Here is a 23,652-nt window from a genome sequence, read left to right as displayed (position 1 = left end):
CGAAGCAGATTCAGTAAAAGCAACTGTCGCATTGAAGTCAAAATTCTTCGATCCGCTGCCTGAACCATCGTATAAGATGATCTTTGATCTCATCCATCTTCAGATGATAAATACTTTCCGGAAACAACAGCTCGGCAACCCCGGAATCAAAAATCCGCCGCACCTCATATTCGTCATGGGAGACGTCCCGCTGGTACATATAATTGAGATACGACTCATGGGTATGAACAATGAACTCCACCCGCATGCCCCCCAACCGTGCAAAAAACTTGAACATCGGCGTGCTTGACGAACTGCCGATACTGGAACTGTTATACCGTGAGCCGGTGAGGGTATTTGACACCTCCTCAAGGGTCATCAGCGACCCTGCCCTGCTGGCGCTTCGGGTCAGATGTTTCTGGAAATTCTTCACGTCCATCACTGATTCCACCACGCCCATAAGCCCCAGTTCGTCGTCAACGGCGACGGCCGGATTTTCCTCACCCTTGCGCAGAAGTTTCAATACCTTGGCCTCCGGTGGTTTTTTTCTGATCGACACATAGATCGGCACTTCCAGGCCGTTCATCCGGAATCTCCGGCGCTTGATCATGGTGAGCTTCTGGCCGGATTTGAGTTTTATGTTCCGGCGATCTTCCTGGCCGATGACCTTCACGCTGGTACAGGAAAAATCATCCTTATCATGTTCACTCAGAAGAAAAGCAATTTCCAGCTGGCCGATAAGCAGATCCTTGCTCCAGACATGATCATTTAAGAATTCGAGAAACTGGGCGAATTTCTGCTCCACATCGGTTTCTCTTTCCCGCTGGTCAATGGAACCTGCAAGGGTAAGGAGGATGAGCTTGCGCTTGGCCTCAAACCGCGCCTTCTTGTGATACCGCCGGTCAAAGATGATCAACAGCAACTGCGCCGGGCTGTTGATCACATCTATTTCATTGGTCATCTCGATATAGGAGGAATAATTGGACAGCACCTTGCCCTTGAGATAACGGACCACCGCATCGGCAATCCGGGAATAGCTGTTCACCTTGGAAACAATTTCCCTTTCATTGCCTTCAAGACCGAACATATTGCCAAGCATCCGGTAGGCGCGGCTCTCAACTTCACGCCGTTTTTTTTGATCAGGGATCAGCTCCTTTATCTCCTGGAAGGAATGAACATCCAGAAGCTCATAGATTTGATTGCGGACGATACGGTACTTGGTGAGCATGTCGGCCGCCTGCAGTGTTCTGACCCAGGTTTTGGTTTCCCGGGAAAACGGCGCCGACAGCGGCGGCAGGAGGCCGGTTGCAAAGGGCCCACCCTGCTCAAGCATGGAAAATATATTGTCCTTATGGTTCTGTGGCATGGCAACCGCCTTTCTTGAAAATTTATGAAGCCAATGACTGGAATATATTAAACCACCCGCTATCAGAGAAGTCTGATAAAATTATTAAACAGGATATCAAAATCCTGCTCCATATTTTTTTCAAGTAATTTTGCCATGGACAGGATCATTGTCGGATTCACCTCTCTGTCCGGTGCCGAAAAAATCCACTGACGATCTTTTTCAAGCCATAACGCGATGTCTTTTCTGCTTGCCGAATGATTATCAAATTGAAGACCAATAATATGCGGCCGGCCGGGAACCGATATCGCTTCAACCTGGCACTCTTCGGAGGTAATGAGAATTGAAATGTTTTTACGCACCGGGGTTTTAACGGATTGACCGTGCCATTTGAATAATGGAAATTCCACCGGCAGATTCTGAAAAACCGGGTGCTCGCGACCGTCGTGGGTCAAATGCCCCTGGGTATAGCCGATGCTTGTGCAAAAATTAGGCCCAACTTCCGCCCCAAGCACATGGGCCAGCAGTTGATGCCCCAGACAGAATCCCAGATACGGCATATCCAGGTCAAGGGCCTTGCGAATAACTGTTTTTTCCTGAACCAGAAAGGGATACATCTCTTCCTGGTCAACATTCGGCCCGCCGCCGAGAACTATCAGCGCGCTATACTCTGAAAAATTATCAGGAACGGGCTGCTCCCATATTCTGACGATATCATGACTGATTCCGTGTTTGTCAAGACAACGCAGCAGGAACTTTCCAGGACCTTCCCATTCCATGTGTTGAAACATCAGAAATTTTTTCATTGTTCACTCCACTCTCAGATGGAATCTGCAAACAAAACCGGGGAGACCGGGATTGCCGGCCTCCCCGCTTCCAGGAAGAACGAAGGGGGGAGGTCTCCCTGGCCCGGACATTTCATGAGTAATTTCGATTTATTATTGCAACTTACTGACTTGTTGTTCTTTTTTATTACATAACCTTATGTTTCTGAAAGTACAATTTTGCCAATGGTGCCTTTCTCTTCTTATTTGTAATTACTCACCCGAAGGGCGAGCCGATATCGCTGAATCTCCTTTGTCATCAGCCTTTACACATAAACAATTATAGTGAAAAGGCTTCTTTCGCGGATATTCAGCGATCTCAACTCGTGAAAAATCCGAGCTAGAAGGCAAAGCTTGCGGAAATTCCGCCGTAGATGAAACTGTCGTCACCGTCGCTGTCCTGTAGAAGCGTCTCAGCCTCGCTGGAAAGCGCCATGGAGTAATATACCTGTGGCGTGACCGTCACATACTCGCCCAGAGGAATAGTCACTGAGGCTGAAATCAGCCCGTCCAGGAGATCGCTGTACTTGCCCCCGGTGCTGTCGGCATAATCGGCTTCATCATCGGAAAGCAGATACCCGGCATGTGCTCCGAGGTCCAGGGAGATATCCTTGGCAATTTCAAAGGAATGGGAAACCGCCAGCAGAATGTAATAACTCGGAAACGTATCAAAATCCTTATAAACGGTCAGCGCCGGGCTGAGTATTGTATCAATGCTCACTCCGGCGTACACTTCCTGAGTATCAGTGCCTTCGATGGCATAGTAAATATACCCCAATGAGTAACCGAGTTTTCCCGCTGATCCATCATAGGATATGGTCATATCGGTCTCATTGAATTCCTGGGAGTCGGCTGCCGTATTGTCCGTATCAAGATTTCCCCAGAGATTGAATGCAAATCCTTTATAACCGACAGTCATCGACGGCTGAATGACCATATTGTCGTCACTCAATGCAAATCCTCTCCAGACATATTTGCTGTAAATACCAACGGTAAGATCTGCTTCCGGTTTGTCTTCTGCCGCGGCTATTCCGTTTGAGAGAAGTAAAGCGGCAAGTCCAAGGCTTATTGTTCCTAAAGTTCTTTTCATCATTTTGTTCATGTCCTTTCTCCTAAAATTGTATTTTGTTTTGTATGTTTTTTATTAAAGGGAGGCAGCCGCAGCCGCCTCCCGACGATCACTCTTACATATTCTTGTGTACCTGGAAATCAGGGTATGCATCAGCACCATGTTCTGCCCGATCAACACCCATCATCTCTTCTTCTTCACTGATTCTGAGACCGATTGTCATATCGATCAATTTGAACAGAATGAATGCCGCGCCAAAGGACCAGACAAATGCCGCGCCTATTCCTATTGCCTGTACTCCGATGATTTTAGCGGTTGTACCGCCCATGTTAAAGAGTCCGGCAGCCAGGGTTCCCCAGGCACCGCATACTCCGTGTACCGATACTGCACCCACCGGATCATCCACATGAATCCGATCAAAGAAAACCACTGATAAGACAACTATCACCCCGGCGATGGCACCGATAGCCAGAGAACTCGTAGGGCTGACATTTGCGCATCCGGCAGTGATACCGACCAGACCGGCCAAGGCACCGTTCAAGCTCATACCGACATCAGGCTTCTTGAACATAATCCAGGAGGTTATCATCGCCAGCACTGCACCGGCCGCAGCAGCAAGGTTGGTATTTACAAATATCATGGCGATATCTTTAGTTGCAGCGGTGGTGGATCCGGGATTGAATCCGAACCAGCCAAACCAGAGGATAAAAACACCCAGGGCGGCCATGGGAATATTATGACCGGGGATAGCCTTGACCTTACCGTCTTTGCCGTATTTGCCCAGACGAGGTCCAAGAACGAGAGTCCCGGCAAGGGCTGCCCAGCCACCGATGGAATGCACCACCGTTGATCCGGCAAAGTCGATAAATCCTAGTCCTTCAAGCCAGCCGTTGCCGTTTAAAAGACTGCCCCATGCCCAACTGCCGAATACCGGGTAAATTAGAGCGCAAAGCACCGCACTGTATACAAGGTAGCCGACAAACTTGGTGCGCTCGGCAACCGCTCCGGAAACTATGGTCGCAGCTGTTGCAGCGAATACACATTGAAACATCCAGAAAGCAAGGACCCAGGGGTCACCGCCCGGCGTCCAGTCACTTAAGAAAAATCCCGTGGTGCCGAACCAGCCGGTCTTGGTTGTTCCGAACATGATTCCGAAACCGATGGCCCAGAAGAAAATTGAGCCCATGGAAAAATCCATCAGATTCTTCATCATGATATTCACCGCACTTTTCGCCCTGGTAAAACCGGATTCCACCATGGCAAAACCGGCCTGCATAAAAAAGACCAGTGCAGCGGCGATCAGAGTCCATACATAATCGGCATGGGTCTGTACCAGGCTGATGGCATCCGCATTTGATGCGATGGTTGGCGGATCCTCACCGGCAATAGCTAGAACCGGCAGGACCAAAAATAACGCTGTTAATACAATTTTTTTCATGACGAACCTCCAAAATATTCATTATGTCCTGCGTTGTTAGATAGCATCTTTACCTTTTTCACCGGTGCGGATCCGGCAAACGGAGTCAACCGGCAATACAAATATTTTGCCGTCGCCGATTTTACCGGTACCCACACTCTTAAGAATCGCCTCGACAACTCTTTCAACCATCTCCGAACCAACAACAATTTCGACTTTTACCTTGGGAACAAAATCAATGACATATTCCGCGCCACGATAAATTTCCGTATGCCCCTTTTGTCGACCAAACCCCTTGACCTCTGTGACCGTCATGCCCTGTACGCCGAGTTCGTGCATCGCCTCCTTCAAATCGTCCAGCTTGAACGGCTTGATAATCGCCTCTATTTTTTTCATTGTGCACCTCCTGTAAAAATTTATATTTACAATCGCCCGTTATCAATCAGCGTGCCCTTTGCAATACTTGTATATCAATAAGCGTGCCACCTTTTGCCAAACACCGCCGAGACAACGCTAACATGACGTAAATACTGGAATAATTACCTGTCATGAAAGTTATTCACAGACGAAACCAACACCAGGCCTAATGACATTATTGCAAAATTGTAAATATATAACTTGCAATAATGTCACATTTTCCGCGTATCAATGTCGGGTTATTAGGCGTCGGATAATATGGAAGGGAAACTCAACTTTTTATGCGTACTGAAAAATAAGATTCACTAATAACGGCCACCTGCTATGATTAAGGACATCAATGGCAGGAATAATCAGAACACCACGGGGAGAAACCATGGCAAATTACGATTTTGATATCGGGGTGATCGGCGGCGGCGCGGCAGGCCTCACCGTCACTGCCGGCGCAGCGCAACTGGGCGCCAAAACCCTGCTCATCGAACGCGAAAAAAAACTCGGAGGCGATTGCCTGCATTACGGCTGCGTGCCAAGCAAAACCCTGATCAAAACCGCGTCGGTGTATCATCAGCTGAAAAACCTCCACAAATACGGCCTGCCGCAGATGGAATACAAACCCGTGGACTTCAGAGATGTGTCCAAAAGGATCCGCTCGGTAATCGACACGATTCAACAGCATGATTCAGTTGAACGTTTTTGTAAGCTCGGCGCCAAAGTGGAATTCGGTCAGGCGGCATTCATTGATGAGCACTCGGTTCAGGTCAACGGCAAAAGATATTCCGCGGACAAATGGGTTATTGCCAGCGGCTCATCCCCTGCCGTCCCTCCAGTGGAAGGCCTTGACAAAATCGCCTTTCTTACCAACAAGGAAATCTTCTATCTTGACACCCTCCCCAGATCGTTGATTGTGCTCGGGGCCGGGCCCATCGCCATTGAGATGGCCCAGGCCTTTAACCGTTTGGGGGCAGAGGTACATGTGATTCAGCGCAGCGACCAGATCCTCAGCAAGGAAGACAAGGATATGGCGGACATCTCAAGGGCCGTGCTGCAAGAAGAGGGTGTAATCTTTCATCTCAACGCCGCCGTCCAGAAGGCCGGGGAGACCAACGGTCTGAAAAAAATCACCTATAAGGATGCTGACGGGAATGTTGTGACGATTCAAGCAGAAGAACTTCTTGTCGCCCTGGGCAGGAGCCCAAACATCCGGGATATGGGGCTCGATTCCATCGGAGTTGAATACGACGGCAAAGGCATAAAGGTCGATAAACGCTTGCGGACCAACCATAAACATATCTATGCCGCCGGCGACATCAACGGCATGTTTCAATTCACTCATGCAGCGGGCTATGAAGGCGGTATAGTGGTATCAAATGCTGTTTTCCGCCTGCCCCGCAAAGTCAATTATACCTGGATGCCCTGGTGCACATACATGGACCCGGAGCTTGCCTCCATCGGCATGAACGAGAAAGCCGCCCAGGCCGCAGGAATCAAATATTCCGTGTGGATGGAAGAATTTAAAGACAACGACAGAAGTCTTGCCCAGGGAGAAAGAGTCGGCAAAATAAAATTATTGCTCAATGACAGCAACAAACCCATTGGGGTTCAGATTCTCGGTCCCCATGCCGGAGAATTGTTAAGCGAATGGGTGGCGATCCTCAACGGCGGGGTCAGACTTTCAACCATTGCCTCGGCAATCCATCCGTATCCAACCCTGGGTGAGATCAACAAACGGGTAGCCGGTGCATACTTTTCAAAAAAACTCTTTTCGAAAAAGGTGCGCAAAGCCCTGTCATTCTTTTTTAATCTCAAGGGCCGGGCCTGTGAGTTGTGAGACGTGATAGTGCTGAGTGCTGAGTGCTGAGTGCTGAGTGCTGAGTGCTGAGTGCTGAGTGCTGAGTGCTGAGTGACGGATAGTACAAAATTGATTATAGTTGTCAACAGATAGTCCATCGTTATAAACTGTTTTTTACTCTTTACTCATAACTCAGCTCTCAGCACTCATAACTATACATAATGCCTGTTTTCCAGCTCACTGATTCACCGTTTTTTCCGCCACCGCATCTTGCCCGCGAAGACGGCCTGATTGCTGTGGGAGGCGACCTTTCACCAGAACGGATCCTCGTCGCCTACCAGATGGGGATTTTCCCTTGGTATTCCCAAGGAGAACCCATTCTCTGGTGGGCCCCCGATCCTCGCCTGGTGCTCTTTCCGGATGAACTGCGGATTTCAAAAAGGCTTGCCAGGACTATCCGCAAAAAGCCATTCCGGATCACCATGGATTCCGCCTTCCGGCAGGTTATTGAATCCTGTGCAAAGTTTCCCCGCCCCGGCCAGGAAGAGGCCGGCACCTGGATTGTTGAAGAGATGATTGAGGCATATTGCACCCTGCACGACCTTGGCTTTGCCCATTCCGTTGAGTGCTGGGACGGCGATGAACTTGTCGGCGGCCTGTACGGATTGGCAATCGGCGCCATATATTATGGCGAATCCATGTTCAGCAAGGCAAGCGACGCATCAAAAATCGGCATGGCCTTTCTGGTGGAAAAACTGGCCGGTTGGGGATTTGAAATGATCGACTGCCAGATAGCAACAGATCACCTCAAAAGAATGGGGGCACGGGAAATTCCCGCGGATGATTTCTACGACAGACTCAACATTGCCTTAAGCAAACCAACAAGGCAGGGCAAATGGGGATGAGGGGCTGATGCAACACAGCTTAATTGCTGAAATACTGGCTAAAGTCCATACCAATGACTTGCCGGCCTTATCCGAGCATGCAAATGAAATCCGTTCGCTGACTCAAAATCAGCACGCAACCACTGCTTCCTTGGTTTCGGTATTTATGAAGGATTTCGCCCTGGCATGCAGAATTCTGCGAACCGCCAACTCGCCCTATTACAAACGTCCGGCACCCCTGGCTTCCGTATCCATTGCCGTCAACTCTCTCGGGCACGAGGACCTGAAGACCCTTGCCACAAACACCATGGTCCTTGAAGAATATGTCAAAGCCGGCATGGAACAGGACCTGGCCCTTGAAACCATTACTTTATCGCTGGTCAGCGCCACCCTCGCCAAACAAATCTGCACGGAGGCCAAAATACCGATCAACCCGGAAGAAGCCTTTATAAGTACGATGCTCCGCGACCTGGGTAAGGTGACGGTTCTTCTGTACTTCCCGGAAAGCTATCATGAGATTTCTCAAATGATTGCCAGGGGCGCATCCGAAACCGATGCCGCCTGGGTTGCCTTAAGAGGGATGACCTTGTCACGACTGGGAATGGAAATCGCCCGCTCCTGGCATTTCCCGGAACACGTTGTTCAGGCAATTAATGATAAAAAGCTGAAAATTGAACAGGCCGGCAGTGAAGCATATTACCACAACAACCTGGCGGCCTTTTGTAATGAATTTGTCCTGGCGGTCCGCAGAAATCAGAACGCAAACAAAATTCTCGGCGATTACCGAGATCTGCTCAAACTTGACAAGGAAGAAGCCCTGCACTGTCTCAACAAAAGCCTGGAGTCCACCAAAAATGCATCCGACACCTATCGCCTGGCGCTGCGCAATATCCAGATCCAAAGCGCCGTGAACCTGCTGCTCAAGACCGCTTCATCAGGTTCAATAAAGATATCAAGAGATATGCTGCCGGCTAAAAATGGCAGACCCCGCGACAAAGCAGACCACCAATTACCGGACACAACATTTATCGACACCCCCTATGATCTACAGCCCGATTCGCTGAACGATTACCTGTATCTTTTCCGTAAAGGCTGTTTTAAAAAATTCGACCTGAAACAATCGCTGATAATGCTTCTCACCGGCATGCACCGAGGCCTCCAGGCCGACCGGGTCATCATCATGCAGCTTGTTGCCGGGCAGGAAAAAGGCAAAATACTCACCGGCGGCCTGGGCCTTGGAGAATATCCGGCTGGAAAACTGGTTGTTTTTGATGAGAATCCGGCCGAATCCCGCCATGTTGTAATCCAATCCTTAAAAGACGGCAAAGACCGAATTTTCGCATCCGAACAAACCGCTGACCAATTCCCCAGGAACCTCGCGTCACTGGTCAAGGGTCGCAAATGTTATTTCATGCCGCTGATGACCGAGAAGCGTCCGGTGGGACTGATCTATCTAGACATAAAGGGCGACCGGAAACCGCTTTCCAAAAACCAGTTTGAAGGGCTGCAGTTCTGCCGCGATCTCATGGTTCAGGCCATACATAAAGACAAAAGAACCTTTACAAATCTTATTACCCTGAAAACATGAAAAAGATGCCAATTTAAAAAAGAGATAATCAATTCTGTACCCTGGGATCTCTCACCTTGGGGAATTTTTTGTTGATGACATTCCAGTATCATAAAAGTAGTAGTGAATGGAGAACATCCATTCACACTAATAATTGCAACTGACTTCTTCGCGGAAAACCACACCACTATGCCAAATGAAACCCCAAAAAGTTTATTACAACCAGAAAAGCTCCTTTATGCTTTGGAAGCCAGTGAAATGGGCCTATGGGAAGTCAACATTCAGACCGGCAAAGGAAATGTTGATAAACGATGTGCGGAAATGCTCGGGTACCAGCTTGATGAAATCGATTCAAGCATGGAATTCTGGAATGAAATAGTTCATCCGGAAGATAAAGATCGTATTCTTAAAGAATTGGAAGCCTACTTAAGTGACAAAGCAGAATCATACAGCTCGGAATATCGTCTGCTCACAAAAGAAGGCCACTGGAAATGGGTTCTGGACAAGGGGAAAATCATTGATTGGGATGAAGACGGAAAGCCATTAATACTTGTCGGCACCCATAGAGACATTCAGGAAAGGAAAACCGCAGAAGAAAGTCTGATCCAGGAAAAGAATAAGCTGGAGGCGGTTATTGCGGCTTTGGGTGACGGCCTCACCGTCCAGGACAGGAACTTCAAAATTCTCTACCAGAACGCAATCCAGAAAGAGCGGCAGGGAGAGCACGTAGGAGATTATTGCTATACCGCCTATCAGGGTAAAAATGAGGTCTGTGACGGATGCCTTGTTGCCAAATGCTTTGACGACGGGCAGGTTCACCGAAGAGAGACTTCTGCAACTACTCATGAAGGGAAAGACATATTCATGGAGGTCTCAGCAAGCCCGGTAAGGGATTCGCAGGGCAAGATCTTTGCGGCTGTTGAAACAGTGAGAGATATTACCCAGAGGAAAGCCCTGGAAGCACAATTGCAGCAATCCCAAAAACTGGAGGCAATCGGAACCTTGGCCGGGGGCATAGCCCATGATTTCAACAATATCCTGGCTGCCATTTTTGGATACGCAGAACTGGTTCAATCAAACCTGTCAAAAGACAGCGAGCTCTGGGCATTCCAGGAAGAGGTGATTAAGGCCAGTCATCGCGCCAAAGAACTGGTTAAACAGATTCTTGCATTCAGCCGCAAAGAAAATCAGGAATTAAAACCGTTACAATTATCCGGGATAATACAAGAATCCCTGAAAATGCTGCGAGCTTCAATCCCCACTACAATTGAGATTAAAGAGGACATAAATTCTCAAGCTGGGATAATCCTTGCCGATCCGACACAAATTCATCAAGTCATCATGAATCTTTGTACAAATGCCTATCATGCAATGAGAGAAACCGGCGGTGTTCTGTCCATAGGCTTAGACAAAACAGATATTGATGAGATGAGTCGGTTCAAGATACCTCCTGGATCATATGTCTGGTTAACAGTGAGTGACACCGGACATGGAATGAACAAACAGATACAGGAGCGGATTTTCGATCCTTATTATACAACAAAGCAAACAGGGGAAGGAACCGGCCTTGGTTTAGCTGTGGTTCATGGCATTATCACCAGCTATGGTGGCCATATCAAAGTAAACAGTGCTCCACAAAAAGGTACTTCCTTCAATGTCTTTCTGCCATGGATTGACTTACCTTCCTATGACCAGGAGGATCAGACGACAGACATCCTACCTCACGGAAACGAGCGGATTCTTGTTGTTGATGATGAGGAGACAATTGCCACTCTTGAAGAACGAATCCTTAACGGCCTTGGCTATCAGGTTACCAGCACAACAAGCAGTGAAAAAGCCCTGCAAATATTCTCATCCTCACCTCATGAATTTGATTTAATTATTACCGACATGACTATGCCGGCAATCAACGGCGCGGAATTGTCTGGAAAAATACTTGCTCTTCGTCCCGACATTCCTATTCTCCTCTGCACAGGATATAGCGACCTGATCGACCATGAAAAAGCCAGTACTCTTGGTATCAGCAGGTTACTCATGAAACCTGTAGCAAGAAAAGAACTGGCAGGGGTTGTGAGAGAAATCCTTGATAAATAATCGCTTTCAAACTTCCTGTTGTATTTTCTAGAATTAATCATATAATTTTTTATTGAGGCCTTGAATTACTCGTAACAACACAAAAAATACTTATATTCCGGAGGAACAAATAATGGAAAAATTGTATGGATTCAGAAAGCTACTGAACATGATTGTTGTATTGGCTTTTATCTTCTCCCCGTTATCAGTTCTGGCTGATGAATCGGAAAGCACCAAAACAGGGGTGGTGAAAGAAACCGGTTTAACAGGATTTATTCTCGTGGCAACCGGTGAAACCGACGGAATCAAGTATAATCCCGGGCGCGAGACTGTATACGATCCTGCTGATTACCGGCCACAGACAGGAGATACGGTTACGGTCAATTTCTATAAAAAGGCGATGCGTGATGGCAGAACGATTCTTGCCGTATCCGATTTGAAGCTCGTCAAAAAAGACCCGAATCGCAAGGAGTTGAGCAATCCGGCAACCGGCACCATAACAGAGGTTGGAAGAAAAAGAATTGAATTCGAATTCCCGGAGACCGGGCAAATCATTGCCATGGATAAAAAAAGGGGTATGCAATCCGTCCCTGATGGCTGGGTGCCCTCTCCCGGCGAAAAGGTCAATGTCACGTACGAACAAGTGCCGTCGCGTTTTACCGGCGGGATGGTTTACGTCATAACGGCGATTGAAAAAGTTCAATAGAATTTTCGGGAAAGAAAAACCCGCTGTCGATCATCTCGGCAGCGGGTTAAATTTTTCTGGAGTTCTGCGATAAAACTCAAATATGCCTTGTCGTTCTCTAAACAAAAAAGGGTTGGCCGCCTCTTTTAAGACTTGATGTATCCTTCGCCGAAATCAGGATTTCCAACCCACTGATCTGCTGATCAGGCCGTCTTTTCCTACCACCAGACACTCACAGCCGGGCTGACCGTTGATGAAACTTACCCCGGCGCTGGGCTGCATGACGAAAACGCTGGTCGATAAAGCATCGGCATCCATTACCGTTCCGGCCTTGACCGTTACACTGGCAGACAATTCAGGTGAAAGACCGGTGCGGCTGTTAACGATATGGTGGAACATCTTCTCGCGATCGTAGAAGATCTCGTAGTTTCCGGAAGTGGCAATGGCCCCGCTGGTCATCCGGATCAAATCCGGGTATTCTTTCTGCTTGGCCGGGTCCTGGATGGCCACAGTCCATGGCTTGCCATTGGCGGCAGCCCCGCTGGTTCTAATATCCCCGCCAGCGTTGATCAGGTGATTGGCTACCCCCTTTCCCGCCAGGATTTCCGAAGCCCGGTCAACTATATAGCCCTTGGCGATGCCATCGAGGGTGATGCCCATGTTTTCACGCTCAAAGCGGATATTGCCTCCCTCAAAACGCAGATGCTCAGCACCAACTCCCTGCAAAACGGCCTGCACTTCCGCCTCGGCCGGACTGTGCCCTGATTTGAAACTATCCTTATAGAGATCGACCAGTGGTTTCACGGTAACATCAAAAGCGCCATTGGTCTGGCGATTGTAATAGATCGACCTGGCCACCAGTTCAAGAACCTCCTGGGGGGCCGAGTTCAGGTAGCCGACACTGTTGAGGTCGCTGACCGGCGAACTGCTTTCATAGCGACTAAGAATCCGGCTCAAACGATCCATCTCTTCAAAGGCCAGGCCGATGGCGTTCTCGGCTTCATCCCGGGAGGAATGAATAGCGGTCATTGACACATAGGTCCCCATCGCCAGTCCGGTCCTGGAGACTTTATATTCCTTCTTGCCGAAGAGAACCGCCTCGGCCTGCGCAACCGACAACAGGCTAGCGGTAGCAGCCCCGAGTCCGAGGAGGCCGGAAAGTTTCAGGAAGGATCTTCTCTTCTCGTCACAGGTTGCTTGGTTCTTTGTCGAAATCTTCATCATCTTCCTCTTGTGGAAATAAAATAACCAATTTGGGTGAACTTGAAAAGATCCACCATTCCGATCTGGATGGCTATGATGCCATCTTAAGGCCAACGGCTTTTCTGGAGATCACCTGGCGGCCATCATATTTTCTGAATATCTTGCGGGGGCATTTCGCCACACATATTTCTTCACAACTTGCGCCGTACTCGAGGCATTTCTGGTTATCGATCCTGATGATGCCGCCGTCTGAGCTGACTGCCTCGGCCGGACAGACCTTGACACATTTCTGACAGGAAATGCAGCCGACCCCACAGACCTTCATAACATTCTTGCCAAGATCTTTGGTGCTGCAAGGCACAAACACTCTCGCCGCCAGAGACATCAGTTCAATCACCTTTTTGGGACAGGCTTTCACGCAGATCCCGCAACTCACGCATTTATCCGGATTGATCACTGGAAAGCTCTCGACCATGGTGATGGCGTCAAAGGGGCAGACCTGGGCGCACTCACCAAGGCCGATGCATGAATAGTTACAGGCGGACGGACCACCGAAACCGAGATTGGCAGCCGTACATGAAGCAAAACCGATATATTCATGCTTATGGCTGACCCGCCCTTCGATCCGTGAACAGCGGACCGTGGCGATCATGTCTTCCATTGCCGCCATCTTCTTGCCGGTAAGATCGGCAACCCGCGCGGCAACCTTCTCCTTGCCGGGAAAGCAGAGATTGGGCGGCACTTCCGGGTCGTTGACCACCGCAAGGGCATAGCCCTCGCAGCCGGCATAACCACAACCGCCGCACTGAGCCCCGGCCAGAGACTCGAGCACCTCTTCGACCAGAGGATTGACCTCCACGGCAAATTTGTGAGCCGCCATGGCCAGACCGATGCCGAAGAAAAGCCCGATACAAACGAGCATCGCAACACCGCCCAGGGCTATTTTAACTAATACTGGATCCATATTTCACCTGCTTGCAACCTACTAAAAAAGTGACAGCCCGGAAAAACCGAGGAAAGCCAGGGCAAACTGCCCGGCTACGACAAAGGCGATCGGGATGCCCTTGAAGGTCGGGGGAATATTGGCGAACTCCATCCGCTCGCGCACCGAACTCATCAGGTAAAGGGCCAGCAGAAAACCGCCGCCCGCCCCAAGAGAGAGCATCAAAGACTCAAAGAAATTATATTCATAATCGGCCAGGATCAGCGGCACTGCAATAATGATACAGTTGGCGATGACCAGGACCAGATAAACCCCGAAGGCGTTAAAGAGGATCGGGTTGACCTTGCGGAGAATGGTATCGACCGCCTGGACGGTAAGGGATACCAGGCCGATGAAGACGACGATCTGCAGGAAATCAAGATGGAACGGCTTCATGACAAACTGATAGAAGAACCAGCTCATGATCGCGCTGACCACAATAACGAAGGTAAAGGTAAGCCCCATGCCCTTGGCCGTGTCCTTACGTTTGGAGGTCCCGAAAAATACACAGAGGCCGAGATATTTGGTGAAAACAAAGTTGTTGATCAGCAATGCCCCGATCAGAATGGAGAGCAGGTAGCCGATATAGGACTTGCTGACCTTGAACGATTCAACGGTCGGGCCAATATCACGCACCGAAACAATATGGGTCTGGGTAGTATTGAGCGGCTCGGTAAAAACCAGAGTCGCCGAGCGGGCATCTTCACTGACCAATACCTTCTCAAGGTTAAGACGAATATCCGGGTCCGGCTCTTCGTAAACGATGTAATTGGCCGGATCAGCAGCGGCAGCAGGATTTACCGCAGCTGAGAAGCTGACGATGATCTCGTTCTCGTCTCCGAAGCTCTTGCCGCTGATCAGTTCCGCCTGAGCCATTGCCGGCAGGACAAGCAAAAGCAGCAGAGCTGCCAGCGATCTTTTAATTATGGTCATGGTCTTCATATCTCAACCCTTTTTTCTCTGGCTCGTTTATAAACGATCTCGATATAGTTGAAAAATGCCATCATCAGACCGACAACAAAAAAACCGGCAAATGGCAGGACAAAGAACAACAGAGGTTTGAAACCGAGGACATCATAGCCCAGCAAAGTACCGAGACCGAGCAGCTCCCGGACAAAACCGAGGGCCATCATTCCGAACAGAAAGCCAAATCCCATGCCGAGACCATCCCAGAAGGAAGCGGTCACACTCTCCTTGCAGGCAAACATCTCAAGCCGCATGGTGATAATGGCGAAGGCGACGATCAGCTTCACGAAGATACCCATCTTGGCGTACGCTTCAGGGAGGTAGGCGGCCAGCACCATGTCGATGATCGTCACCCAGGTGGCAATAGTCAGGGTATAGGTGGGGATCCTGATGCGCGGATGAATCAGGTCCTTGATCAGGGAAATGGTGACGCTGGAAAAGACCTGAACAAAGAGCACGGCAATGCCGAGCAGAAAGCCGTTCATCACCGTCGTGCTGATCCCGACCGCCGGGCACATCGAGAGAACCAGCCGAAAGATCGGGTTCTCGTTTAATATGCCGCTTATTACCAGCTGGAAATTTGATTTGTCAGTAGCCACAATACTCCTCCGGGAAAATCACCGTCCCCTCAAAAGGGGACCGCTATCTGCTGTTTGTCGAGAACCCGGTCAAGGACCGACATCCGGTAAGCGAATTTTTTAACGATGCCTTTGACGCCGTTGGTCACCGACCGGCTGGAGATGGTGGCGCCGGTCAGGGCGTAGATATCCTTGTCACTGTAAAGGGCCCTGATCCTGGCGACCTCTGCCTCGTTTAAGCCGTTCTTGTCAGCCTCAAGAGCCTGCTGATACTCATCCGGTAGAGGTAGCTTCGCCACCTTGATCTTCTTGATGGTCGCGAAGTCTTTGCCGGTGAACTGGCCCTTGAAATAATCCTGGACTATCTCGCCGCCAAGACCGGGATCCTCTTCGTGCTCCATGATCTCAAGACCCATAACGGCAAAATCCTGATCGACGGCCAGAATCACCTTGATGAAGGTCTTGAAACCGGTAAACTCACCGGGCAGCAGGTAGGCCTGCCGCTTGCCGCCGTTGGTCACCACAATAGTCTGATCGGCAAAACGGATCGACTTGCCGGGGCCGAGCGCCGCTATAATAGCGGTATCACGGTCACCGCCCTTGAGCACCTGCTCTTCGGAAATGGCCACCGGATGCCGGCTCAGGAATCTACCGTCCAGACCAATGTTGACAAAGGTAAAACCATTATTCGCCGGCAGCAGATATGCCACCGACAGATTCTCGCCTTCGGATACCACATAACGATAGATCTCGTGAAGCGCCATGGCCTGCGGGGCCGGATTGCTTTTTGAATAACCAAGAAGGCTGAGCATCACCCGCTGCTCATTTTTATGCTCGTTATCCTGCTTGGCCTTATTGGTCAGCACAAAACCGCCACCCATGATCACCCCGGCGACCAGACAGGTGACGGTCAGCCGGAAAACTATGGTGAGAATATCTTTCATTTCTCACCTCCCTGCAGGGGAAGCGGCGGCGCGAAACGCTGGGGTTTGAACCAGTTATCGAAAACCGAACTTACCGGATTCATCAGAAGGATCGCATAACAGATCCCCTCTGGATAGCCGCCCTTGAGACGGATCAGCACAGTAAGAACCCCGATACCAATCCCATAAATCAGCTGACCCTTCTTGTTGGTCGGACAGGTAACATAATCATTGGCCATGAAAAAAGCACCCAGCAGGATACCACCGGAAAGAACGGCCAGGATCGGATCGCCACTAAACAGGGTCTCGCCGCCGAAAGCCCAGGACAGCAGGGCTACACTGCCGATAACCGAAACCGGAATATGCCAGGTGATATAACCACGATAAAGCAGATAGAGGCCGCCAAGAACGATCAGCAGACCGGAAGTCTCGCCGATACAGCCGGGACGCCAGCCCAGAAAAAAATCGGTGTAGAAATTGGGCGCCGCGCCATACTGGGCGGTGAAGGCGGCCATTCCCTGTTCCTTGATAAGGGCCAGTGGCGTGGCAGTTGTGATAGCATCAAGCGGCGTGCCAAGATAGGAAAAGATCGCCATATCCTGCAGCGGCGGTAGCCAGGCCGAAGTCATGGCGACCGGGAAGGTGGCAACCATAAAAGCCCGGGCCAGCAAGGCCGGATTAAAGATATTGTAGCCGATCCCGCCCAGCAGATGTTTGCCGATGTAGATCGCCATTACGGCGCCCAGTACCGGCAGCAGATAGTTAACTCCGGGCGGGATCACAAAAGCGATCAGCATGCCGGTGATCACCGCACTGCCATCCCGGACCGTGATCTTGCGGCCAAGGCATTTCTGGCTGATAGCTTCAACCGCCACACAGCTGATCACGCTCACCACGGTGATGATCAGGGTCTGAATCCCGAAAATGAACACCGACAGAACTAGAGGCGGTACCAGGCAGGCCACCACGGTCCACATGATCTTCTCAACCGACTCGTTGCTCCGAACGTGGGGGGAAACGGAAACCTTCCATAATCCCCTCAGCAAAGTCTGGGGCTGATTATCCGATTCTTGCTGTTTAATGACTCTTCTCCTTAAAGACAGATGATATTTAGTGCTTCGCTTTCATTTTAGCCAGCCGGATAAACTGCACCAGCGGCCGTTTGGCCGGGCAGACATAGGCGCAGCAACCACACTCGAAACACTCAAAAACCCCGAACTGGCCGGTACCCTCGGGCCTGCCGGCTTCGACATGAATGGCTATTTCCTTGGGCTCAAGCCCCATCGGGCAAGCCTCCAGGCACCAACCGCAGCGAATGCACTGGGAATGCGGACTGGTATCGATCTCTTCCTCGCTGAGGAACAGGATTGATGAAGTAGTCTTGGTAACCGGAATATCAAGGGACGATACGGCGAAACCCATCATCGGGCCGCCCATGATGATCTTGGAAAGTTCAGGGGTGACTCCGCCGAGATAATCAACGATATCGCTGATCCTGGTCCCGACCTTCACCCTTAGATTGGCCGGCCGCTTGATGCCCTTGCCGGAGATGGTGACGATTTTTTCGTAAAGGGGTTTGCCGAGTACGATCGCGTCATAGATGGCCTTGGTGGTGCTGACGTTGTGGACCACCACTCCGACCGCCGAAGGCAGGGCGAAAGCCGGGACCTTGCGGCCGGTCAGGGTCTGGATCAGCTGTTTCTCGGAGCCTTGCGGATACTTGACCTGCAGGGTCTGGACAGATATCTGATATTCAGTGGTCGCAGCCGCCGCAGCCGCCGCAGTCATTCTCTTGATCGCTTCCGGCTTGTTGTTCTCGATCCCGATCAGGCATTTTTTGATGCCAAGGATTTTCAGGATTATCTTGGCGCCCTCAACGATCTCGGCCCCGGCTTCAAGCATCTGCCGGTAATCGGCCGTGATATAGGGCTCACATTCAGCGCCGTTTAAGATCAGGGTATCAACCGGATTATTCGGCGGAGGATTCAGTTTGACATGGGTCGGAAAACCGGCTCCACCAACCCCGACGATGCCGGCACCATGGACTTTTTTGAGCAACTCTTCAGCGCTTAAAGGTTGCCAGTCGCTTTTTTCGTATTGGCGGGGAAAAGCATCCGGGTCTGTTTTAATGGTAATGGATGGAGCGCTGACCCGCATGGGATGTGCGGACATTCCAAAAGACTTGATGGTGCCGGCAGCCGGCGCATGCAGCGGGACACCAAGACCCTTGACCACCTCACCGATCATGGCGCCTTCTGCAACGTGATCCTTGAGCAGAACAGTCGGAGTGCAGGGAGCACCGATATGCTGACCGAGGATGATCTCCAGTTCAGCAGAAACAACCATCTCCTCAACCGGGAGATCGGCAGTCAGTTCTTTTGCTTCCGGCGGATGCACCCCGCCTTTGGGAAATGTCAGTAAAGATTCCATAGATCAACTTAGGAGGTCCGCCGATAATAACGACGGCGGACAGGTTTAGTCAGATTTTTTTTCCCGCGCCTTATACCGGAGAAAACCCCATCCTGGCGGGCCGGCAAGACCAATTCTTGAGCCGGCAAAATAACACTATTAAACATATAATGGTAGGTCAATAAAATATCTAAAAACCAAACTGGTTTTTTCAGCATTAGGTAAAATTCAAGTTCCGCCGGTGATCCACCAATCAGGCTTCCGCTCTCCTGCCTACAGACTCCCGCAATTTATTGATCCGGTCGTCCATTTCGGTAAAATTGAAAAACCTCTCATACTCTATCATCCCGGCCAGGGCTCGGGAACCGACCTTTACCCCGGTCTCCTCCAAGGTCGCGGCCGGATTAAGCCCACCGATAACGATCGCCCCGATCCGGCCTTCATTGACCGGCACCTCCAGCAACGGTTGCCCCGGCCAACCGATCAGCATAAAACCACCAAGACCAGCCTTTTCCAGTTTGCCGTTGAGCTTAAGCACATGAGCGCGACTGTCGGCCGGAAGCTCACGAAAACCCACGCCGATCCGGCCGTTGCCGCTCTCGATCGCCCCCAGCACATTGGTCATCCCGCCCTTGATAAAAATCTCCAGGGGGTCAAGACTGGTTCCTTCATATTTGATGATCTCCACGAATCTTGCCGGCTTACCGCCACGTATTTCAAGGAGTCCGCCAAATTTCGAATGGGCCGGCACGCCCTGCGCCAGCAAAACCCCGTTCAAAGTAATGGAACAGACCGTCGCCATCCCGATCATCCCCGGCGGAACCTCAATCCCTCCCGGTCGCTCCCCCGGCCCGAACAGGGCCATCATCCTGCCCAATCCATAACCGCTTGCATACACTCGCTGGATCTGTCCGACCAACCTGTGCAACAGATCAGCATCAACGATACTGATATTAGCAATGACCGTCCCGCTCTTTCTGGCCAGATCAAAACTCATTCTGTAGGTCAATTGGTCTATCCGACCCGAAAGAAAACCTACCTTGTCAAAAACCCTGGCGGAACCCAGCTCATTCCGGCCGAATTCGGTGATCTTCCTGCCCCGTTTGCCTAAATTTTCTGTAAGCCCCCTGCTGTCCAGTTCCTTGCAATAATGCCGGGTCGTCCTCTCGCTGACTTCAAATCCCATGGTCTTGAGGCTCTCCGTCAACCTTGAACTGGTCAAGGGAGAATCCGATTTTTCCAACAGACGCAAGATAGCCAGTTCCTTCTTTTCAATTTTTTCGTTCATAAAATGAGATTTGATTACTGGCAATATTGCCACAAAAAGTACCACAGTAAAATCAAAACGGCCAAGGAGTAACGCCTGCACAAATGTCCGGCAACCGTTTAATACTTTGCCGAAAGCCCAAACCTAAAGCCAATATCGACGCATAGCAGACAACAATTTCCGGCAAAACTGCCGCTCCGCAAACAACAACTCGAGAACAACCTCGCCACACCCTTTGAAAGTACGGGGAAATAGTTATTGAAAAACCAAATCGACCTGCTATATTGGCAAGTCGTTGCCACCATAACACAAAATAAACTGGCCAACAACAACTAGTGCATATAAAAGTATTTACATTTTCGATAAATGTATAGCAATATGACAACAACACCCCCAAATTTATGGTTATGCAACATGCCTGCAACGATTTTTTTAGGCGGAACCCAAACCAGGGACACATTTTGCGTTTCGCTTGCGTACCCGGTTGCCTCGAACATAATTTATCTTTTCACCAAAAAAACAAGGAATAAAACATGACCAAAAACGACATCCTTAAAATCGTTAAAGAGCAGAACGTCAAGATTATCAGGCTGCAGTTCGTCGATGTCCTGGGCCACATGAAAAACATCGCCCTCCCGATCAGTCAGATAGAAAAAGCCCTGGACGGCAAAATGATGTTCGATGGTTCGTCCATCGACGGTTTCGCCAGAATCGAAGAATCCGATATGTACCTGTCCCCCGACTATGACACTTTTGTATTACTCCCTTGGAGGAACAAAGAAGGCAAAGCCGCCGCCCGGATTATCTGTGATATCCACAAAACCGATGGCACCCCCTTTGAAGGCTGTCCGAGGGTGAACCTGAAAAGGGTCCTGGCCGAAGCCAAAAAAATGGGTTACACCATGAATGTCGGCACCGAGGCCGAATTCTTTCTCTTCAACCGCAATCCGGACGGCACCTCCAGCACGGTCACTAACGATGTCGCCGGGTACTTCAGTGTCGACCCGGAAGACACCGGCATCGACTGCCGCCGCGAGATCATCGAGACCCTGGAGATCATGGGCTTCGAGATTGAGGCCTCCCATCACGAGGTTGCTGAAGGCCAGCACGAGGTCAACTTCAAGTATGCCGATGCCCTGACCTGCGCCGACAACACCATTACCTTTAAATGGGTCGTCAAAACCATCGCCAGAAAATACAACCTGCACGCGACCTTCATGCCCAAACCGGTTTTCGGTATCAATGGTTCCGGCATGCACACCAACCAGTCCCTGTTCGATCTCAAAGGCAACAACGCTTTCTTCGATCCCAAAGGCAAACTTCAGCTCAGCAAAACCGCCTACCAGTACATCGCCGGCCTGAGCAAACATGCTCGTGGCTTTGCGGCGATTACCAACCCGCTGGTCAACTCCTACAAGCGGCTGGTTCCCGGCTACGAAGCTCCGGTTTACATAGCCTGGTCCGCCTCCAACCGGAGTTCCCTGATAAGGATCCCCGCCTCCCGCGGCATGGGAACCAGACTCGAACTCCGCTGCCCGGATCCTGCCTGCAACCCTTACCTCGCTTTTGCCATGATGCTGAACTCCGGTCTCGACGGGATCAAGAACAACCTGACCCCGCCTCCCTCGACTGATGTCAATATTTACCACATGACCACCAACCAGATGCGACGCGCCAACATCAAGAGCTTGCCGGCGTCCCTGCTTGAAGCCTTGGACGAACTCAAGAAAAACAAACTCACCAGGGCAACCCTCGGAGATCATATTTTTGAGAAGTATGTGATCAGCAAAGAGAAAGAATGGGATTCTTTCCGGATTTCCGTAACCGACTGGGAGCTCAAAAACTACCTGAACATCTACTAAACAAGCATTAGCCAATATAAAAAATTTACAACCCTTGAAAGGAGAAAGTCATGCAGAGCGTAAAAGAATTTATGGCTGGAGTTATTCGTAAAAACCCCGGTGAACTGGAATTTCACCAGGCGGTTGAAGAAGTGCTTCAATCGGTTACCCCGTATTTGAAAAAAAACCCCCAATATGCGAAAGCTAAAGTTTTAGACAGAATGATTATCCCGGAACGGACTGTTATTTTCAGGGTACCCTGGATTGATGACAAACAAGAGGTTCAAGTAAATACCGGGTACCGAATTGAGATGAACAGCGCTATCGGTCCTTATAAAGGTGGGTTGCGGTTCCACCCCAGCGTCAACCTTGGCATCCTTAAATTTCTGGCATTTGAACAGGTATTCAAAAACAGCCTGACCACGTTACCGATGGGCGGCGGCAAAGGCGGCTCTGATTTCGATCCTAAGGGGAAATCAGACATGGAGGTCATGAAATTCTGCCAGAGTTTCATGTCCGAACTTTTCAGGCATATCGGTGCAAACACGGATGTCCCGGCCGGCGATATAGGCGTTGGATCACGCGAGATTGGCTACATGTTCGGTCAGTACAAAAAACTCAAAAACGAGTTTACCGGCGTACTTACCGGCAAGGGTGTTAACTGGGGCGGCAGCCTGATCCGACCCGAAGCCACAGGTTACGGCTGCGTTTATTTTGTCCATGAAATGCTGAAAACCAGGGGACAAGATTTTGGCGGAAAAGTATGCACAGTATCAGGTTCCGGTAATGTGGCGCAGTATACCGTTGAAAAACTTCTCGAACTTGGCGCCAAGGTGGTAACGCTGTCTGACTCTAACGGTTTTATCCATAAACCCGATGGTCTGACCGAAAAAGACCTCCAGTATGTAATTGAACTTAAAAATGTTAAACGCGGCCGGATCAGTGAATGTGCCAAGGCTCTCAAGGGCTGCAAATATATCGAAGGGAAAAGGCCGTGGAGTGTTCCATGCGATATCGCCTTCCCCAGCGCCACCCAGAATGAAATTGACGAAAAAGACGCACAAACTCTGGTCAAGAACGGTTGTTTAGCCATCGGCGAAGGTGCAAACATGCCGACAGTACCGGATGGCGTTAAAGTATTCCAGAAAGCCAAAATCCTGTATGCTCCCGGCAAGGCCGCCAATGCCGGCGGTGTTTCAACATCCGGACTCGAGATGAGCCAGAACAGCATCAGAAGCGCCTGGACCCGCGAAGAAGTTGACCAGAAACTTCGCCAGATCAAGATAAATATTCACGAGAGCTGCGTAAAGTACGGTAAACAGAAAGACGGCTATATCAATTATGTAGACGGTGCCAATATCGCAGGTTTTGTGAAGGTGGCGGATGCCATGCTTGACCAGGGAGTCGTGTAAACTTCTTACAGAAACCGGCTTG

20 protein-coding genes are annotated in these 23,652 nt (G+C 50.2%); 7 read left to right on the top strand and 13 right to left on the bottom strand.

Annotation, left to right across the window (positions count from 1 at the left end):
- Positions 1 to 37 precede the first annotated feature (37 nt).
- From KKE17_03590 to KKE17_03570, 5 genes are all read right to left on the bottom strand, one after another.
- Positions 38 to 1,345: a hypothetical protein gene (locus KKE17_03590; GenBank protein MBU1709067.1), complete on the bottom strand. Its 1,308-nt coding sequence runs from the start codon at positions 1,343 to 1,345 to the stop codon at positions 38 to 40.
- Between the two features lie 62 nt (positions 1,346 to 1,407).
- Entirely contained in the window at positions 1,408 to 2,130 is a 723-nt protein-coding gene (locus KKE17_03585; protein MBU1709066.1) for a type 1 glutamine amidotransferase, read from the bottom strand.
- 358 nt (positions 2,131 to 2,488) lie between these two features.
- On the bottom strand, positions 2,489 to 3,250 hold the full coding sequence (locus KKE17_03580) for a hypothetical protein (protein ID MBU1709065.1): 762 nt from the start codon (positions 3,248 to 3,250) through the stop codon (positions 2,489 to 2,491).
- Between the two features lie 82 nt (positions 3,251 to 3,332).
- Complete coding sequence (gene amt, locus KKE17_03575) at positions 3,333 to 4,655, bottom strand: ammonium transporter (protein ID MBU1709064.1); 1,323 nt, start codon at positions 4,653 to 4,655, stop codon at positions 3,333 to 3,335.
- 36 nt (positions 4,656 to 4,691) lie between these two features.
- Complete coding sequence (locus KKE17_03570; protein ID MBU1709063.1) at positions 4,692 to 5,030, bottom strand: P-II family nitrogen regulator; 339 nt, start codon at positions 5,028 to 5,030, stop codon at positions 4,692 to 4,694.
- Between the two features lie 397 nt (positions 5,031 to 5,427).
- Between KKE17_03570 and KKE17_03565 the strand changes: the two genes are divergently transcribed.
- The 5 genes from KKE17_03565 to KKE17_03545 all read left to right on the top strand — a co-directional run bounded on the left by KKE17_03565 (position 5,428) and on the right by KKE17_03545 (position 12,070).
- Positions 5,428 to 6,879, top strand: a complete 1,452-nt coding sequence (locus KKE17_03565) for an FAD-dependent oxidoreductase (protein MBU1709062.1) — start codon at positions 5,428 to 5,430, stop codon at positions 6,877 to 6,879.
- A 182-nt stretch (positions 6,880 to 7,061) separates the two neighbouring features.
- On the top strand, positions 7,062 to 7,745 hold the full coding sequence (aat, locus tag KKE17_03560; protein MBU1709061.1) for a leucyl/phenylalanyl-tRNA--protein transferase: 684 nt from the start codon (positions 7,062 to 7,064) through the stop codon (positions 7,743 to 7,745).
- A gap of 7 nt (positions 7,746 to 7,752) precedes the next feature.
- Entirely contained in the window at positions 7,753 to 9,312 is a 1,560-nt protein-coding gene (locus tag KKE17_03555) for an HDOD domain-containing protein (protein ID MBU1709060.1), read from the top strand.
- Between the two features lie 237 nt (positions 9,313 to 9,549).
- Positions 9,550 to 11,385, top strand: a complete 1,836-nt coding sequence (locus tag KKE17_03550) for a PAS domain-containing protein (protein ID MBU1709059.1) — start codon at positions 9,550 to 9,552, stop codon at positions 11,383 to 11,385.
- 112 nt (positions 11,386 to 11,497) lie between these two features.
- Positions 11,498 to 12,070, top strand: a complete 573-nt coding sequence (locus KKE17_03545) for a hypothetical protein (GenBank protein MBU1709058.1) — start codon at positions 11,498 to 11,500, stop codon at positions 12,068 to 12,070.
- Between the two features lie 153 nt (positions 12,071 to 12,223).
- Here the strand turns inward: KKE17_03545 and KKE17_03540 are convergent, their stop codons facing one another.
- From KKE17_03540 to KKE17_03505, 8 genes are all read right to left on the bottom strand, one after another.
- Positions 12,224 to 13,270, bottom strand: a complete 1,047-nt coding sequence (locus KKE17_03540; GenBank protein ID MBU1709057.1) for an FAD:protein FMN transferase — start codon at positions 13,268 to 13,270, stop codon at positions 12,224 to 12,226.
- A 73-nt stretch (positions 13,271 to 13,343) separates the two neighbouring features.
- Positions 13,344 to 14,216 (bottom strand): Fe-S cluster domain-containing protein, encoded by an 873-nt coding sequence (locus KKE17_03535; protein ID MBU1709056.1) that lies wholly within the window; start codon positions 14,214 to 14,216, stop codon positions 13,344 to 13,346.
- A gap of 21 nt (positions 14,217 to 14,237) precedes the next feature.
- On the bottom strand, positions 14,238 to 15,167 hold the full coding sequence (locus tag KKE17_03530; protein MBU1709055.1) for an NADH-quinone reductase: 930 nt from the start codon (positions 15,165 to 15,167) through the stop codon (positions 14,238 to 14,240).
- Positions 15,168 to 15,172: 5 nt separating this feature from the next.
- Positions 15,173 to 15,799: an electron transport complex subunit RsxE gene (rsxE, locus tag KKE17_03525; GenBank protein ID MBU1709054.1), complete on the bottom strand. Its 627-nt coding sequence runs from the start codon at positions 15,797 to 15,799 to the stop codon at positions 15,173 to 15,175.
- Between the two features lie 29 nt (positions 15,800 to 15,828).
- On the bottom strand, positions 15,829 to 16,722 hold the full coding sequence (locus KKE17_03520) for an FMN-binding protein (protein ID MBU1709053.1): 894 nt from the start codon (positions 16,720 to 16,722) through the stop codon (positions 15,829 to 15,831).
- Complete coding sequence (locus KKE17_03515; protein MBU1709052.1) at positions 16,719 to 17,747, bottom strand: RnfABCDGE type electron transport complex subunit D; 1,029 nt, start codon at positions 17,745 to 17,747, stop codon at positions 16,719 to 16,721. Before KKE17_03515 ends, KKE17_03520 begins: the two co-directional genes overlap by 4 nt.
- Positions 17,748 to 17,811: 64 nt before the next feature.
- Positions 17,812 to 19,131, bottom strand: coding sequence for an electron transport complex subunit RsxC (rsxC, locus tag KKE17_03510; GenBank protein ID MBU1709051.1), 1,320 nt, complete (start codon positions 19,129 to 19,131; stop codon positions 17,812 to 17,814).
- A gap of 232 nt (positions 19,132 to 19,363) precedes the next feature.
- Positions 19,364 to 20,398, bottom strand: a complete 1,035-nt coding sequence (locus KKE17_03505) for a DUF128 domain-containing protein (GenBank protein MBU1709050.1) — start codon at positions 20,396 to 20,398, stop codon at positions 19,364 to 19,366.
- 512 nt (positions 20,399 to 20,910) lie between these two features.
- Here KKE17_03505 and glnA point away from each other — a divergent pair.
- The gene (gene glnA, locus KKE17_03500) at positions 20,911 to 22,239 is read left to right on the top strand and encodes a type I glutamate--ammonia ligase (GenBank protein MBU1709049.1); all 1,329 of its coding nucleotides are present in this window, start codon (positions 20,911 to 20,913) and stop codon (positions 22,237 to 22,239) included.
- Positions 22,240 to 22,289: 50 nt separating this feature from the next.
- Positions 22,290 to 23,630, top strand: coding sequence for an NADP-specific glutamate dehydrogenase (gene gdhA / locus KKE17_03495; GenBank protein ID MBU1709048.1), 1,341 nt, complete (start codon positions 22,290 to 22,292; stop codon positions 23,628 to 23,630).
- Positions 23,631 to 23,652: the final 22 nt, after the last annotated feature.

The sequence above is a fragment of the Pseudomonadota bacterium genome, from assembly GCA_018823135.1.
Classification (GTDB): domain Bacteria; phylum Desulfobacterota; class Desulfobulbia; order Desulfobulbales; family CALZHT01; genus JAHJJF01.
The sequence above is the reverse complement of the archived record's forward strand: the minus strand, read 5'-3'. Positions and strand labels throughout refer to the sequence as shown.